Genomic DNA, 15,343 nt, shown 5'->3' on the forward strand with positions numbered 1-15,343 from the left:
ATGGGGGGACGGCCCCTCCTCGACCTGACCACCACATTTCACGTGCCGCCGAGGAGGCCTCCAAACGCCTCCGGCGGTATCATATTCGCATCTTCTCGCTAGAGGTTTGGCGCAGATGCCCTCATCGCGCTGGGAAAAGGCGTATCCTCGTCAAAAACGAGCGGGAAGGGCGCGAACATGATGTGGGAACTTACGAAGGATTATCGGCTCCGGTGGATGGATTTCGACCGCTACGGCAGGATCCACCCCGCCGTCGTCTTGGACATATTCCAGGATATCGCCACCCTGCAGGCGAACGACGTGGGCATCGGCCATGACGAGATGCTCGAAAAGGGCGTGTTCTGGGCGGTCGCCCGCATGAAGTACGAGGTGCTGCGAGAGCCTGTCCAAGGCAGCGTGGTCTCCGCGTCAACCTGGCCGCACTCTCCCTCCCATTTCTCCTTCATGCGCGACTATCTGATGGCTGACGAAGATGGAGCGGCGCTCATCAAGGCCACATCGGAATGGGTGCTCATCGATGCCGAGAACCGCGAGCTCGCCTCGGTGAAGGACGCGATCGATCTGACCGACTTCGAGACGTTGGAGAAGCGCGCGTTCGCGAAGAAACCGCGCAAAATCAAAACCTTCCCCATCGAAGGCTCCCCCCGGCGCATCGTCGCCCCCGCGTACAGCGACATCGACCTCAACGGCCATATGAACAACGCCCGCTACGCATACTTCGCCGTGGACACCATGGGCGACGAGGGAGACCGCGCGATCCGCTCGTTCCAGATCGACTACCGCGTCGAGGCGCTTGAAGGCGAGGAGCTGCGCCTGTACGAGCGCGACGACGAGGATACCGTGACCATCGTGGGCATGAACCCCGAGGGCAAGATATCCTTCACGTGCGCGATGGAAGTGCGGTAAAATCTTACCCATATCATCTCTCGTGAGAATGGGGAAGATCCATGAGGCCTTTCGAGTACACCGACATCCCGGCGGAATTGAGCTCGCTTGCGATCGGGCGCACGTTGGAGATGCTCCACGAGCACGAAGCCTTGCGCGAGGCATACCGCAACGACGAGGCGGACAACCTCGGGCCCCTGCGCGATACGGTCCTTGCCCGCAGCGCCAAGGCGATGGCGAAGCTCGAGGGAACCTCGATCGACGATGCGCGCCTCCAGCTGCTCATGGACGGCAAGGCGGAGCCCTCGGGCGACGTGCAATGCAAGGCCACCGGCTACGTGTACGTCCGCGACCTCGTCGACAATCGATTCGAGAGCATGGCGGTATCCCCCGGCGTCATCATGCAGCTGCATCGCGATCTGAACTTCTTCGGCCCCGTCGCGGGAGGCAGATGGCGGACCGCGAAGGATGACGAGCAGGCACCTCGGTGCCCCGCCATCGCCGCCGGCGAGATCGCCGCCCACATGCGGCACCTCTGCCAAGCCTACGACGCGGGCATCCGCGCCGGGCGGCGGGACCCGCTCATCTTGGCCACGATGTTCGCCTGCGACCTCATGCGCATCTCCCCCTTCCCCTCCGACAACCTGCGCATCGCGCTTTTGTTGCTGCACGAGCTGCTTCTGAAATGCGGATGGTCGTTCATCTCGTACGGGTGCATCGAGGAGGAGATCCTGGCCAAGAAAGCCGCGGGTGAGGAAGCGCTGGCGCTAAGCCACGCATCCTGGCCCGAGAAGGGATCCTACCTCCCCTTCGTCGATTTCCTGCTCGACGCGCTCGACGGCACGTTCCGCGCGATGGGAAACTCCCCCAAGCCGCTCCACCCGGCCTTCGGGAAAAAGCCGGGGGAGGTAGGCGCGCAAGCGAGCACGACGCCATTTCCCGCCGATCCGGCCCCGCGCGCAACGCAGGCGGAGGCGGTCCCGATAGCGCAGCCAAGCCTGAAGTCGGCGAGGCGGGCCGCCAGGGGCGCCCGGAGCGGCGGATCGGGAAACGAGGCCCTCATCCGCGCGTACTTCGCCCGCACGGCGGAGGCCGTCTCCAAGGCGCAGATCATGGAGGCCAACACCTCGATGAGCCAGAAGACGATCGAGCGGATACTTCAGAAGCTGCAGCGCGAAGGCACGGTTCGGCGCGTCGGCGCCGCCCGGGCGACCAAATACCAGCGCGTGTGATATTCGGCTGTTTCGCCTTAATCGCAAACCAGTCGCACGTTCCCTTCGCTCCGATTCGGTTTGGGCTTGGTCGGATATTCCCCGATACGCACATCAGGGAGTTGCATCACCGATCCCACCCCGGGCGCCGCTCATTCCAACCTCTCGTTCGATGCGCCGTCCTGCCTGAGGAAAGCCAGCGAGAATCGCCGTCGGCGGAGGCGATCGCCATCCTTCCCGCAGCATGATGCGAGGTCAAGTCAGCAATTAGAAAGCACGCGATGCTCGGTTGCAACCATATCGACGGGAACGTCATGCGGTTCGAGGAAGGGAAGCTCGTCCATGGTTTGGACCGACCGCGCCAGCCCGATCGATGTTCCTTTGAAATCTCCCAGGAAGGCATCGTAGAACCCTCCCCCGTAGCCGAGCCGATACCCTTTCCTATCGAACACGAATCCGGGCACGAGCGCGATGGATCGTTCCGTGCCGAAACGGTCGACGGGCTCGGTGCCCTCCGCTCTCGGCTCCCATACGCCGAAAGCGCTCTTCACCACATCGCCGGGCGACGCCACCCGGCGCCATTCCATCACGCGGCTTCCCTTCATGCACCGCGGAACGGCGAGCACCTTGCCCTCGCGCACGGCCCGACGGCACAGCTCATGGGTGTCCACCTCGTCGCCGACCGAAAGGTAGGCGTAGACGGCATCGGCCCGGGAGAACGAATCGAGGTCGACGATGCGGGCTGTAATCGACGAATCGATGCTCCGACGCCGATCCGCGCCGAGGTCTGCACGAAGTCGCGCATAGCGTTCGCGCATCTCCTGCTTTTCCTTACGATAATCGCCCCCGACATCCATACCTGTTTCCCCGTCTCCGCGCCATCGAACATGTCCTCAGTTTACAGCCATTGCCCCTGCAAGCGCTCCGAAACCGCCAAAAGATGCCCGGAGCCGTTTCCGCGGCGGCGGGCGATCCCTTATGCGCGGCGAGGGGAGCACAGCGGAACCCCCAGGAGCAGAGGTTCTGGGCACATCCCGCCAAAAGCGGGATGATTTGCCTCAATTACGCTTTGAGCTGGTCTTTTCATATCTCTAGTCCGCACCGGACGAGAGATAATCCATCTCTCTCGCCTCATTTACGCCGCTATGCACGATGGGAAGAAGCCCCCATCTGATTATCTTCGAACCGTTGCAAAGACGCATGACGGCAGAGGGACCGTCATCCAGTTCGAGGAGAAGGCAATGGACAAGTTTTCGCGCGAGCAGGTGATCGCGGGCGCCCGCTCGTTCAAAGATAAGGTGGAGCGGACGATCCACGATGCGGCAGCCGAGGAGATTCGCAAGGAAGAGGAGCGGATGCGCAAGCTCGAGGAGCCTGCCATCCCCGCCGATGAGGCACGCGCCCGGGAAGAAGCCGAGAAAAGCGGCATGAGCCAGGAAGAGTGGCAGGCCCGGCAGGAAGCCGAATCGGCGCGCGATCTCACCACCGAGGAGAAAGCCGATCGGCTTATCAAGAAGCTGAAGGGCAACAACTCCATCAGCGAGCCGACGAGGCGCATTCTTGCGGCATGCCTGCCGCAAGCTCGCGAAGGGGAAGCTCTGCTGGATGCCGTGGGGACATCGCTGGAAGAAGAGGGCAAGATGCCCCTCCAGCCGCTTTCCAGCCTCATGGAAATGTGCGTGCGCTACGGCGCAATAGAAGAGCGTCTCACTCTTAATGGGAAGCCGTATGGAGGCACCCTTGAGGACGCTTTCCTCGACGAATCCATCGCGGAAGACGATGAGGTCCTGATCTGGGAGCAGACCACCGAAGCCGGCCGCATCGTGTGCGAGCGCTTTACGCCCACGTCGCGCATGGACGACCTGTTCGCCACACGCCCCGAACTCGTCGAACCGCTGGTGCGCACGCTGGAGCTCTGCGATTCCGAAGCGGGATTGAAGACGAAAGAACTCGAACGCTTCCTCGACGACGAGGGGCTTCTTTTCCGAGATCCTCAGACCAACATGCCCGCCATCTATCCGAGTTTATACGGAAACCTGCTCCTCGATGCCGGCGGGATCCGTTGGGACCACGCATGGATAACCACCGAGGCGGGAAAGCGGGCGGCCGCCTGTCAACGGGCGCTCGCATAAACCAACGGCGCGCCGATCGGTCATCAGCCGGACCTGTGTTGCAGGATCCGTTTGACGAGAAAAAGAAAGTAAAAAGGGATAAGGAGGTAAGGATGAGGAAACTGAACATGTCGCGTCGCAGCTTCGTGAAGACGGCGGCAGTTGCAGGTGCCGTTGCTGCGGTGACCGGCACGTCTGCCACTGATTTCGTCGAAACGGCAAACGCGGCGGCTTCCTCGGAGGAAGAGTATGTGGTCAACTCCGCATGCCGTGCCTGTATCTCGAACTGCGCCGTGAAGGTGACGGTTCGAAACGGACGTGTGGTGCGCATCGAGGGTGATCCCATCGACCCCATGAGCAAGGGGCGTATCTGCGCGAAGGGCGCGGTCGGCATTCAAGCGCTGTATCACCCGAATCGCCTGAAGTACCCGATGAGGCTCGTCGGGGAGCGCGGCAGCAACCAATGGGAGCGCATCACCTGGAAAGAGGCGATCGACACCATCGCCGATAAACTCATGGAGGTTTACGAGCAGGATCCCATGACGCTCGTCGTGTCATGCGGAGGCGGCGGCAACCCTCAGTTCTGGAGCCTGTCGCGATTCCTGCAGAGCTTCGACGGGGGCAACTTCTTCGAGCCGGGCTGCGCCCAGTGCTTCCTGCCGCGCAACCACGCCCAGCCGGTCGTCAACGGCCAAACGGACAACTCGATCGCCGACTCCAATGCATACGAGATCTACTACTCGGAGAACCAGTACGGCAACAACGGTTGCAAGACGCTCGTTCTGTGGGGCACCGACCCTTCGCAAAGCTGTCCCGCTTCCGGCGGGCGCGCCGTAGCGAACCTCCGCGCGAACGGCACCAAGACCGTCGTCGTCGACCCTCGTTTCACGCCTGATGCGGCGAAGGCGGACGTGTGGCTGCCCGTTCGCCCCGGCACCGACGTGGCCCTTGAGCTCACCTGGATCAAGTACATTCTGGACAACGAGCTCTACGACGAAGAGTTCTGCATGAAGTGGACCAACCTCCCCTTCCTGATCAACCCTGAGACCAAGTACACCTACAAGGCCTCGGAACTCGGATTAGATGTTGCCGGAGCGGATGACAAGCTCACGTTCGCGGTATGGGACAAGACGAAGAACGCCCCTGTTCCCTGCCCCTTCCCCTGGGATGAGTCCATTGACTGCCAAATGGATGGCGAGTTCGAGTACAACGGCATCAAAGGCATCAAGACCGGATTCCGCGCCCTCAAGGAAGCTTGCGAAGGATGGACCCTCGAGAAAGGAGCCGAAACCTGCTGGCTCCGTAAAGAGGATATCGAAAAGGCCATCAAGCTCTATGTGGAAGGCAGCCCCAATGCCGGCATCAGCCTAGGCGTGGCGACCGACCAGTACGAGCAGAGCGCTCAGGCAGCATTGGGCACCGCCATCCTCGACGTCATCATGAGCAATGTCGACAATCCCGGCAATATCACGCAGATGCGCCCCGCCCAGAACCCCGGCACCTACCTCATTCCGCCATATGATAAATTCGGCGCCAACGAGATGGGGCCGAGCTATGAGGCAACCGCTCGTCGTCTCGGCTTCATCGAGCACAAGGGCTTGGGATTCTGGAAGGCAAGCCACATCGGCACCATCCGCGAAGCGCTCGAGACCGGCGAGCCGTATCTGCCCCGTGTTTGGATCGACCGTTCCGGCAACAAGCCCATCATGCTCGGCGGCGCTCGCTACTTCATGGAAGCTGCTAAGAAGTTCGAGCTCGTCGTCCACATGTACATGTACCCGACCGCGCAATCCGTCGAGGCGGCTGACATCCTGCTTCCCGCAACCGAATGGCTCGAGACCAGCTACGCTTCCGACCGTTGCAACGTCTTCGTCATCCGCCAGCGCGTAGTGCAGCTGTTCGAAGACGTGGACGAAAGCCTCATGTGGAGCTGGCTTACCAAGGCGTTGGCCGATCGAGGACATCCGAAGGCGCAGAAGTCCTTCACCCAGTTCGACAATTATCAGAAACTCGGCATCAACTGGCTCACGTACGAAGACTACGAAGAATACCTCGCCAGCGTCATCAGCCGCTCCTTTACCAAGCAGTACCCCAATGGCCTCACCTGGGCTCAGTGCAAGGAGCTCCTTCCTATGGAGATCGCCGAGGAGAAAAAATGGGTTGAGGACTCCTATGGCTTCTACAAACAAATCAGCACGAAGACGGGTAAACTCAACGGATTCAGCCGCACTCCGAGCCTGCGGTGCGAACCGTATGCCGAAGGTATGATCCGCCTCGGCCGCACGGGAAATGCGGCCGGCAAAGACAGCATGGGCTATATCATGCCCCCGGCAAACGAGGACTACCCCCCTCTGCCTTATTATCGCGAACCCGACGAGACGCCCGTCGCCTCTGAAAAGAATTACGATGCCGAGTACCCCTACACGCTGACCGAGGGCCGCATCCCGATGTTTCACCATAGCACGCTGCGCAACAACCCCTACATGCGGGAGATCTACCCCGTCGCCCGCTGCTGGATCAACCCGGAGACGGCCAAGGAGATCGGCGTCGTGGATGAGGACTGGGTGAAGATCACGAGCCATCGCGATTCAACGTGGGGCAAGGTGCTGATCACCGAGGGCATCGCGCCCAAGGTAGTGTATCAGGAACGCTTCTGGAACCCGGAGCTACTGGATTCCGACGACCCGAGCCAGGCGTGGAAAGTGATGAACATCAATCTTCTGACCAGGCACGATGGACCCTACAACCCCGAATACGGAACACATACGCTCCGCGGGTTCACCGTGAAGATCGAAAAGTCGAGCAAGCCCAAGGGCGTGTGGGAGAAACCCGAAGAATTCGAGCCGTGGATGCCCGAGCCCAGCGAGGACACCGGCGGCGGCAACGCCATCTACGACGCGGCGACCGGAACGATGAGATAACTCGGAGAGAAAGTAAGGAGGCGATTTTTTATGCCGCATAATTGCATAGTCGTAGACCTAGACCGCTGCATCGGCTGTTACAGCTGCGAGGCGAACTGCAAGATGGAGAACGATATCGCCCTCGGCGAATATTGGAACAAAGTGATCGTCGAAGGCCCCTTTGGAACGTTTCCCGATATCGAGCAATATTGGCTCCCCACCATGTGCCAGCAGTGCGAGGACGCGCCCTGTGTCCATGTCTGCCCCACCGGAGCGAGCTATCGCGACCCGGAGACAAACATCGTGCTCATCGACAAGGAGAAATGCATCGGGTGCAAGTATTGCATGATGGCCTGCCCCTACGGTGTGCGTTCCTGGAACAAGAAAGAGAATGTCGTCGAGAAATGCACGCTGTGCTCGCATCTGACCGTGAACGGAGAGCTACCCGCCTGCGTGGCGAAGTGCTGCGGGGAATGCCGCTACTACGGCGACTTGGACGACCCCGAATCCGCTCCGTCCAAGGCGATAGCCGCCGTCAGCGACAAATCCGCCTTGCATCACCTGACCGACGTGGGCAACCATCCCACGACGGTATACATCTTGCACGATAAAATCGCGACCTGGAGGAGCAGTGAGGAGTAATGGATATTCAATGGTCACTTGTGCTCTTCACCGCGCTCACCGGCGCCGCTGGATGGATGCTCGCGACGATAGCCTACGCCGAGGTTAAGGGCATTCAGAGGGGCATCGCGTTCAACTCCGCCCTCATTGCGCTCATAGGGCTCATCGTCGGCGGCGTCTGCTCGGTAACCCACCTGGCTCACCCCGAACGCATGCTTGGAGCCCTGGGGCACCCCACGAGCGGCATATTCACCGAAGCGGTGCTTGTCGGCATCACGGCCCTCTTCACGATCATCTACCTGATCCTCCTGAAGCGCGGTGCTTCAGAGGGAACCCGCAAGGGAATCATCGTCATCGCCGGCATATTCGGCGTGCTGCTGAGCTTCATGTCCGGGTATTCGTATATGATGCCCTCGCACATGAGCTGGAACACCTTGTTGCTCCCCTGCGGCTATCTGGGCACGGCAATACCTGCTGGCATCGCCCTGTACCTCGGCTACGCCAAGCTGAAGGGCGATGACGAGCTGGGCGCCCTCCCTAAGCTTCTGGGAATCGGCGGCATCGTCGCCGCTGTCCTCGCCGCCGCCTACGTGGCGTACGCCGGCGGACCCGACGCGATGCTACTCGGATGGGCGCTTGCCGTCCTCGTCGGCGGCGTCGTTCCCGCAATCTGCGGGTTCATGATGGAGAAGAAACCCGAAGGCGCCTGCGCGATGGCATGGATTGCCTTCGTATGCGCCATCATCGGTTGCACGGCATACCGCGTCTTCATGTGGGTGTCCGCAAGCATCATCGACAGCTTCTTCGGCCCCCTCTAGGCCCATCCCCGGATACCGAAGCCGCATGCACTATGCGGCTTCGGCCGTATCCGAGAAAAACGCGGAACTGCGTCCTGATCGACGAAACGAGGAACATGGAAAGGTCCAGCAAAAACGAAGGCCGTCAGCCGCAGATGTCCCGTCGCGCCTTCGCCCTGGGAACAGGTAGCGTCGCTGCCCTGTTCGCCCTGGGCGCAGCAGGACCGGCGATCGCAGGGGCGAAGGAGGTCCTCAGGCCCCCCGGAGGCCAGGACGAGAAGGCGTTCATCGCAAGCTGCCTCATGTGCGACAAATGCAGGAGCATCTGCCCCGAGAACTGCCTGACAACCTGCGTCCTCGAAGACGGAATCGCGAATTTCCGTACACCCCGCATCGATTTCCGGAAAGGGTACTGCACCTTCTGCGACGAATGCATCGAGGTTTGCCCCACGCGCGCCCTCCTTCCCTTCGACGAAGGCAAAGATTCTATCGGCATCGCCGTCGTCAACGAGGACGAATGCATCGCCTTTTTGGGAAGCGGGTGCCACGTGTGCGTCGATGCCTGCCGATACGATGCCATATCGCTCTCGGCAACCGACAAGCCGGTGGTAGATGACGCGCTTTGCAACGGATGCGGGCAATGCGAGTTCGAGTGCCCGTCCGCAAAATACCGCGTGTGGACGGGAAGCGATAAGCGCGGGATCAACGTTGAAGCAGGCGAGAGAAGATGAAGATGCGCTCGAAGCAAGCTCTGGTCGCCTTGATCGTGTTCGTCTCGGTCATCGTCGGCCTGGTGATTCATACAGGAACGGGCACCCTGTGCGCGCTCGGGTGGCGAGACATCGCGCTCATCTGCCCGGTGGGCGTCTTGGAAACCCTTGCCGGATCGAAAAGCCTTCTGCTCCACCCGCTCATCCTTCTTGCCGTTGCAGTGCTCATCGCGTTTTTCGCAGGGCGCGCTTTCTGCGGCTGGGCATGCCCTGTGCCGCATGTCGAAAATTTCTTCCATCCCAAACGAAGCAAGCACACGCAGCATGACGCGGGGGCAGCGGGAAAGGGCAACCCCGAGAAAAGCGCACCGAGCGATTCGGAGAGGCCCGCTCCGGCGGAGACGGCCGCCATCATGCAAGATGACTGGTCGAACCGCTCCCCCGAACCCCTTCCCCCAGTCGGAGGAGAACGCGATGGGCGCCATGTCGACAGCCGGCATCTCGTCCTCGCGGGAGCTATCGCAAGCTCCTTCGCATTCGGTTTTCCCGTCTTCTGCCTCGTCTGCCCGGTAGGACTCTCCTTCGCCGTGACGATCGCAGTGTGGAATCTGCTTCGATTCAACGAGGCAAGCTGGGGCCTTATCGTCTTCCCGCTTATCATGATGGCGGAGATCGTCCTGTTCCGGCGGTGGTGCCACACATTCTGCCCGATCGGCGCCCTGCTCTCACTGGTCGCTGGCAGGACCACGATCCTGCGGCCCATCGTTGAGAGGAGCACCTGCCTGCGCACCACAGGCACCGATTGCCGTTCATGCGTGTCCGTCTGCCCTGAAAAGGTGGATCCGCATGCGCCGTCCATCCCCGAGTGCAGCCGGTGCGGCCTGTGCGTGGAAGCCTGCCCTTCCAAAGCGATCCGCATAAGCCCCTTCGGGAAGACGACCGACCGGGGCAAAAGCACTGGTCCGTCAGCATCAGAAACGAAACGATAGGAAGCAGCACCATGCAAGAAGAGCTAGCCGTCAACGAGAATATCGCCATTGCCATGGAGGGCAGGCGCGATGCGTACCGATTCTTCTCCAGCGCGCTCCTGCACGAATTCACCGTCGAGCAGATTCGGCAGATGAGGCAGATTGCTCCGGATCAAGGAAGTCAGTCCCAGGTCGAAGAGTACTTTTCTCGAATCCGGCGATACCTCGCCCACCCCGGCCCGGACCCGCGCATCGCTCTGGCAGTCGATTATGCGCGCGTGTTCTTATCGGCGGGCATCTACGAAGGGCGCACGGCAGAACCCTACGAAAGCGCCTTTACCGGCCCCGAGTATCTTCTCATGCAGGAGGCACGTGATCAGGTGGTGACCATCTACCGGGAGAACGGGGTCGACATCGATGCGGAGCTTCATATGCCGGAGGACCATCTCGGCCTGGAGCTGGAGTTCATGAGCCTGATGGCGGACAAGACCGCCCGCGAGCTTCGCGCCGGGGACGGCGAAGCTGCCACCGTTCGAAATCTCGCGATCGTTCAGCGCGACTTCTGCAACGATCACATACTGAATTGGATCGACAATCTGACGGAGAAAGTGGACGAATTCGCAAAATTACCGCTCTATCCTGCACTGATGCGTATTATCAAGGGATATGTGCAGGATGACGTTGCTCTGATGGACGAACTGGCCCAAGCCGCCTCCGATTGCTAGGCCCGAAAGGACGCGGTGATTGGCCTTCAAACCGGCAAAGTGGCTATGGATGGATGATTCATGCGGATAACTCTGAGAAACGCCCAGGTGGGCTTCGAGAACATCATGCCGGCTATCGCTTTGATGTCGCCCGCTTTTTGGATCGCCTGGATCGAGCTCATCTACTCGGGCGAAGTGTACGCCCCGCCTTTTGCCCCCTCCCAATCGGATGTCATCCTCAACTACATCATCTCGACCGCGACGATGGCGCTCATGCTCATCGCATACGGATGCAAGCCTGATGCGATCCAGAGGCGCCTGCAAAAACCGGCTTGGCCGATTGCCGCAGGTCTCGGGGCGTCGATAGCCACCCTGGCATCGCTTATGGCGAACTCCGTCATTGCGGTGGCGCTCACCGGTGCGTTCACTTCGGTGCTTGCAGCCCGATTCGCCTTCATGCTCGCCCAGATCAAACCGAAGGAAATCCTCCTCATCGCGCTTCTTCAACAGATCTTCGCCGGTTTCGTCTACGGGTATGTGCTCTACCTTCCCTTTGCATGGCGGCCGATCTTCCTCTGCCTTCTGCCGCTGATGGCAGGCGCATGTTCGGCGCTCGATGGGGGCAGGCTCCGCTACGATTCCGTCGGCTTGCTCGACATCAAGGAATTGCCCCATGCAAAGAAGATGATGGGCAACCTCGTGCGGCTCATCATCGCCATCGGACTGTTCGCTGCAACGATCAACATCGTGCGCGGATTCTACCCGTCGATGATAGAGATGGACACCTTTGCAGAGGCCCGGGGTTCGTCATCGATCCTCTTCTTTTTCGTCAAGGTCATGCTCTGCCTGGTGGTCGCCGGACTGCCCTTGAATACGAACCTGGCGAGGCTGTCGTATTGGTGTTTCTTGATCCTCGCCTTCTGCACGCTGCCTCTTCCCCTCCTCGGCCTGGGATCGTCGCTCACGCTCCAATCATTCGGATGCATAAACGCGCTGCAGAACGTCGTCGTCTGGACGCTGCTCTGCAGCATCGCCTACAAATCGGGTAGGTCGCCCATACGCATCTTCGGATGGGGATGGGGGTCCATGGCGCTTTGCTCCGTCCTCGGATGGGCCGCCGGCACCGCACTGGTCAACCTGGGCACCAATCCGGACATGATGCTGACCGTCGAGATCGTGATGCTCGCCATCATGCTCATATCGGGGATAGTCATCATAAACCAGCAAGTCATCGAGGCGCTCTTCATCCCCATCGACCGCGATGCCCCCGCTTCGGTCCGAATTTCGCTGAACGGGTCCCGCGAAAGCAACCAGAGGCTCGAGACCGAGCTCGTGGAATCATCTCCCTCCCCCGTCTCCGCAGTCGAGAATAGGGGGCGCTGGGGGCGCGCCGTGCAGAGTATGGCATACGACCATGCGCTTTCCGATCGCGAGCGCGATGTGCTCAAGCTGCTTTTGAAGGGCTACACGAAGAACAGGGTGGCGGAGGAATTGTGCATCTCGTACAACACAGTCCGCAGCCATGTGCGCAACATATACGTTAAATGCGATGCCCACAACCAGCAAGAGCTCATCGATTCGTTCGATGCGTACATGCGGGAGCAAGCGAGGCGTAACGTCTAAGGCGAATCATTCGCGCAACACGCGCTGCCTGCAGCCCGTGCCCGTGGGATCCTTCCTATTCGCTCAACGCGCACATGCGTGGCACGGCGCTCATGGCGACGGGTTAGAACAGCAGCATGAAGAGGCGCGCGAGGGCGTAGCCGATGATGCCGCAAGCCGGGAACGTGAGAACCCAGGCGATCACCATGTTGCGCGCGATGCCCCAGTTGACGTTTCGCAGGCTGCGCCCTGCCCCCACACCCATGATGGCGGAGGTACTGCAATGCGAGGTGGATACGGGCATGCCCGTGAGGCTGGACACCAGCAGCGTGACCACCGTGGAGGACGCCGCCGCGGCGCCCTGGTACTTGTCGATGTCGACCATCTCCATGGCGACCGATTTGATGATGCGCTTGCCGCCGATAAACGTGCCCAGCGAGATCGCCAGGCTGCAGACTACCATGAGCCACATCGGGAAGCCCGCATCCCCCGACATCTCCGCGCCGATGGCCATGGCCAGCCCCATCATGCCGATGGACATGAATTTCTGCCCGTCCTGCGCGCCGTGCAGAAACGCCAGGGCGCACGCAAGCACATCCTGCAGGACCGTGCTGATGCGGTTGCCGGTTTCGCGGTTGATGGTGCTGAACAGCTTCTCGATGAGCTTGGTGAAGATCCACCCCAGCGCGAACCCCGCAAGCAGGCTGAACACGAGGCCGTAGACGACCTTCACCCATTCGCCGGGGACGACGCCCGCCCAGCCGTTCATGGCGATGGCGCCGCCCGTGATGCCGGCGATGAGCGAATGCGATTTCGAGCAGGGGATGCCGAAGAACCAGCAGAACACGCCCCATGCGATGGAGCCGATCATGGACGCCTCCAGCGCCATGAGGGCCAAATGGGTGTCGCCGGAAAAATCGACCATGGAGAACATCGTGTGCGCCACGGCGGTGGACACGTACGTCATGCCGATAAGGCCGACGAAGTTGAATACGGCTGCCAGGATCAGGGCGGTGACCGGCCTCAGGCACCGCGTGGCGACCGCGGTCGCGATGGCGTTGGGGGCGTCGGTTGCGCCGGATACCAGGGTGACGCCGATGACGAGAACGAGAATCACCGCCACTGCGGGATGGGTAGCTGCGAGGGCGAAAACCGCGCCTAATGTGAGGTCCATCGGCATCCTTTGCAAGGCCGCTGCATACAACCTCCTAATTGTATCTCAACTGGACCGCCGTTCATACGGGTTTCACCTTGTGAAAGCGAGGAAACGCTACGCCTTGCCCGCCTGGATTGCCAATTTAAACGTCCGCACCTCAAGCGTTGCAAACATCGGTTCAATTGGCTCAGATCAATCGAACGCAAGGCGATCGATCTCCCGATGCCGAGCGTGCCCGAACCGGATAACGTCCCGAAAGGTGCGCTCGCATACGCTTGAATACGGCAGGATGCGCAGGGGGATCGATGGACGTGGCCGATTCGGCGCATTTGGCGCTGCACGGACCGATGGGGACACACGCATGCCGACTAGACTATGGCCGAGTCGGGGTATGGTGGAACCCCGGGGCAACCGGCTCGCCCGTTTCCCTCACGCGGACGGGCACACCCTCGCCCACCAGCGCGGCGAGGACGCAATCAACCAGGGCGGGGATTTTTTCAGCCACCGCGGGCGTCAGCCCCACCGTGAACTCAGCGGGTTCGCCGTTCTCCACCTGCATCCCGAAGCACAGCCCCCGCGCTTGGTAGCCCAGAAGCTCCGCCGCCTCGAACAGGTCGGCGAGCTTCAGATCGTGCAGGCTCTGCGTGCCGAAGGGACGGCCCGCCATATCCCCGGGCGCGAAGCTGACTATGGTGCCCGCGGGATGGCCCGTGCCGTCCACCGCATCGACCGATATGATGAAGTCGTAGTCGTCCACGGCGGTGAGCAGGTCCATGCTCATGCACCCCACGTCGAACACGTCGACGCACGCGGGCAGCTCGTAGGCCTGCAGCTCGTCGTACACCGCGCAGCCGATGCCGTCGTCGAGCATCAGCTTGTTCCCAACGCAGAATATCGCTATGCGCACCGATCCTCCTCAAAAGAAGCGGAGGGTCCGCAATCGCAGCCCCTCCGCAATGCCTCTGCAGCTATGGTAGCAGTTCGGCTACTTGACCGAGTTGTCGATGCCGGCGATATCGTGCGATTCGATATCGTAGGTGAGGCCGCCATGCTCCTTGCGGGCGAACATGTTCGCCAAGAGCGACAGGCCGCCTTCGGACGCAGCCATGTAGACATGGATGATCATGAAGATGATGAAGACCCACATCATGAAGTAATGGATGATGCGAACGCTCATCAGGCCGCCCATCGCAGCCGTGCCCGCCGCGAAGATCCCCAGGTCCATCGTGGGAGCCCACAGGCACAGGCCCGTGTACCCCATGAACAGGATCAGGAACGGGATCAGGCAGTACGCGATTTTCTGCAGCGGGTTGAACTTGGCCGCCAGAGGATGGTCCTTTTTGATGAACAGGTAGAACTTGATCCATGCGCCCATCTGGTGCTTGTTATCCGGGCCCGCAACCCAGCTCTTGATGTCGGTGACCTGCTGGCGCGTGCCGCCCGTGGGGGCGCTCTTCATGGTGAAGGCCATGATGATGCGCACGATGCAGTTGATCAGGATCACGATGCCGCAGAAGACGTGCACGCCGCGGCAGATGCCCATGTTGAGCAGCGGGATACCCGGGTAATGGATGATGAAGCCGCTGAAGATGAGCAGGATGAAGCCGACCAGGTTGATGTAGTGGGTGATTACCATCGGAAGCGGATGGGCTTCCTTGTAGTGCGCGAGATGTGCCAT

At 60.9% G+C, this 15,343-nt stretch carries 14 protein-coding genes; 10 read left to right on the top strand and 4 right to left on the bottom strand.

Annotated elements, in window-relative coordinates; all coding sequences use genetic code 11:
* Positions 1-177: 177 nt before the first annotated feature.
* Both NOV21_RS07140 and NOV21_RS07145 read left to right on the top strand, forming a co-directional pair.
* Positions 178-906 (top strand): acyl-[acyl-carrier-protein] thioesterase, encoded by a 729-nt coding sequence (locus NOV21_RS07140; RefSeq protein WP_283170369.1) that lies wholly within the window; start codon positions 178-180, stop codon positions 904-906.
* A 41-nt stretch (positions 907-947) separates the two neighbouring features.
* Entirely contained in the window at positions 948-2,117 is a 1,170-nt protein-coding gene (locus NOV21_RS07145; protein WP_283170368.1) for a Fic family protein, read from the top strand.
* Positions 2,118-2,356: 239 nt separating this feature from the next.
* Here NOV21_RS07145 and NOV21_RS07150 read toward each other — a convergent pair whose 3' ends face one another.
* Positions 2,357-2,953, bottom strand: coding sequence for a 5-formyltetrahydrofolate cyclo-ligase (locus tag NOV21_RS07150; protein WP_487277364.1), 597 nt, complete (start codon positions 2,951-2,953; stop codon positions 2,357-2,359).
* Positions 2,954-3,337: 384 nt separating this feature from the next.
* On the opposite strand from NOV21_RS07150, the gene NOV21_RS07155 reads away from it, so the two are divergent.
* The 8 genes from NOV21_RS07155 to NOV21_RS07190 all read left to right on the top strand — a co-directional run bounded on the left by NOV21_RS07155 (position 3,338) and on the right by NOV21_RS07190 (position 12,530).
* Complete coding sequence (locus NOV21_RS07155) at positions 3,338-4,228, top strand: hypothetical protein (protein WP_283170366.1); 891 nt, start codon at positions 3,338-3,340, stop codon at positions 4,226-4,228.
* A 92-nt stretch (positions 4,229-4,320) separates the two neighbouring features.
* Positions 4,321-7,128 (top strand): molybdopterin-containing oxidoreductase family protein, encoded by a 2,808-nt coding sequence (locus NOV21_RS07160; RefSeq protein WP_283170365.1) that lies wholly within the window; start codon positions 4,321-4,323, stop codon positions 7,126-7,128.
* 30 nt (positions 7,129-7,158) lie between these two features.
* Positions 7,159-7,749 carry a 4Fe-4S dicluster domain-containing protein gene (locus tag NOV21_RS07165; RefSeq protein WP_283170364.1) on the top strand — a complete coding sequence of 197 codons (591 nt, stop codon included), beginning with the start codon at positions 7,159-7,161 and terminating at the stop codon, positions 7,747-7,749.
* Entirely contained in the window at positions 7,749-8,546 is a 798-nt protein-coding gene (locus NOV21_RS07170; RefSeq protein WP_283170363.1) for a dimethyl sulfoxide reductase anchor subunit family protein, read from the top strand. The genes NOV21_RS07165 and NOV21_RS07170 overlap by 1 nt, the downstream gene beginning before the upstream one ends.
* Before the next feature lie 95 nt (positions 8,547-8,641).
* Positions 8,642-9,256 carry a 4Fe-4S dicluster domain-containing protein gene (locus tag NOV21_RS07175; RefSeq protein ID WP_283170362.1) on the top strand — a complete coding sequence of 205 codons (615 nt, stop codon included), beginning with the start codon at positions 8,642-8,644 and terminating at the stop codon, positions 9,254-9,256.
* A 2-nt stretch (positions 9,257-9,258) separates the two neighbouring features.
* Positions 9,259-10,224 carry a 4Fe-4S binding protein gene (locus NOV21_RS07180; RefSeq protein WP_283170361.1) on the top strand — a complete coding sequence of 322 codons (966 nt, stop codon included), beginning with the start codon at positions 9,259-9,261 and terminating at the stop codon, positions 10,222-10,224.
* A gap of 11 nt (positions 10,225-10,235) precedes the next feature.
* A complete protein-coding gene (locus NOV21_RS07185; RefSeq protein WP_283170360.1) occupies positions 10,236-10,928 on the top strand; it encodes a TorD/DmsD family molecular chaperone in 693 nt (230 codons plus the stop codon).
* Positions 10,929-10,988: 60 nt separating this feature from the next.
* Positions 10,989-12,530: a helix-turn-helix transcriptional regulator gene (locus tag NOV21_RS07190; protein ID WP_283170359.1), complete on the top strand. Its 1,542-nt coding sequence runs from the start codon at positions 10,989-10,991 to the stop codon at positions 12,528-12,530.
* 103 nt (positions 12,531-12,633) lie between these two features.
* Here the strand turns inward: NOV21_RS07190 and NOV21_RS07195 are convergent, their stop codons facing one another.
* From NOV21_RS07195 to NOV21_RS07205, 3 genes are all read right to left on the bottom strand, one after another.
* On the bottom strand, positions 12,634-13,683 hold the full coding sequence (locus NOV21_RS07195) for an inorganic phosphate transporter (protein WP_283170358.1): 1,050 nt from the start codon (positions 13,681-13,683) through the stop codon (positions 12,634-12,636).
* 355 nt (positions 13,684-14,038) lie between these two features.
* The gene (locus NOV21_RS07200; RefSeq protein ID WP_283170357.1) at positions 14,039-14,572 is read right to left on the bottom strand and encodes a hydrogenase maturation protease; all 534 of its coding nucleotides are present in this window, start codon (positions 14,570-14,572) and stop codon (positions 14,039-14,041) included.
* Positions 14,573-14,650: 78 nt separating this feature from the next.
* Positions 14,651-15,343, bottom strand: coding sequence for a cytochrome b/b6 domain-containing protein (locus tag NOV21_RS07205; RefSeq protein ID WP_283170356.1), 693 nt, complete (start codon positions 15,341-15,343; stop codon positions 14,651-14,653).

This window comes from Curtanaerobium respiraculi, from assembly GCF_024609215.1.
In the GTDB taxonomy this organism is placed as follows: Bacteria; Actinomycetota; Coriobacteriia; order Coriobacteriales; family Eggerthellaceae; genus Curtanaerobium; species Curtanaerobium respiraculi.

What these genes read in the sequence shown, in the direction of transcription:
- NOV21_RS07170 (WP_283170363.1), top strand. Translation starts at nt 7,749, where the DNA reads ATGGATATTCAATGGTCACTTGTGCTCTTCACCGCGCTCACCGGCGCC.
- NOV21_RS07195 (WP_283170358.1), bottom strand. Translation starts at nt 13,683, where the DNA reads ATGGACCTCACATTAGGCGCGGTTTTCGCCCTCGCAGCTACCCATCCC.
- NOV21_RS07165 (WP_283170364.1), top strand. Translation starts at nt 7,159, where the DNA reads ATGCCGCATAATTGCATAGTCGTAGACCTAGACCGCTGCATCGGCTGT.
- NOV21_RS07185 (WP_283170360.1), top strand. Translation starts at nt 10,236, where the DNA reads ATGCAAGAAGAGCTAGCCGTCAACGAGAATATCGCCATTGCCATGGAG.
- NOV21_RS07140 (WP_283170369.1), top strand. Translation starts at nt 178, where the DNA reads ATGATGTGGGAACTTACGAAGGATTATCGGCTCCGGTGGATGGATTTC.
- NOV21_RS07180 (WP_283170361.1), top strand. Translation starts at nt 9,259, where the DNA reads ATGCGCTCGAAGCAAGCTCTGGTCGCCTTGATCGTGTTCGTCTCGGTC.
- NOV21_RS07145 (WP_283170368.1), top strand. Translation starts at nt 948, where the DNA reads ATGAGGCCTTTCGAGTACACCGACATCCCGGCGGAATTGAGCTCGCTT.
- NOV21_RS07160 (WP_283170365.1), top strand. Translation starts at nt 4,321, where the DNA reads ATGAGGAAACTGAACATGTCGCGTCGCAGCTTCGTGAAGACGGCGGCA.
- NOV21_RS07205 (WP_283170356.1), bottom strand. Translation starts at nt 15,343, where the DNA reads ATGGCACATCTCGCGCACTACAAGGAAGCCCATCCGCTTCCGATGGTA.
- NOV21_RS07175 (WP_283170362.1), top strand. Translation starts at nt 8,642, where the DNA reads ATGGAAAGGTCCAGCAAAAACGAAGGCCGTCAGCCGCAGATGTCCCGT.
- NOV21_RS07150 (WP_487277364.1), bottom strand. Translation starts at nt 2,953, where the DNA reads ATGGATGTCGGGGGCGATTATCGTAAGGAAAAGCAGGAGATGCGCGAA.
- NOV21_RS07190 (WP_283170359.1), top strand. Translation starts at nt 10,989, where the DNA reads ATGCGGATAACTCTGAGAAACGCCCAGGTGGGCTTCGAGAACATCATG.
- NOV21_RS07155 (WP_283170366.1), top strand. Translation starts at nt 3,338, where the DNA reads ATGGACAAGTTTTCGCGCGAGCAGGTGATCGCGGGCGCCCGCTCGTTC.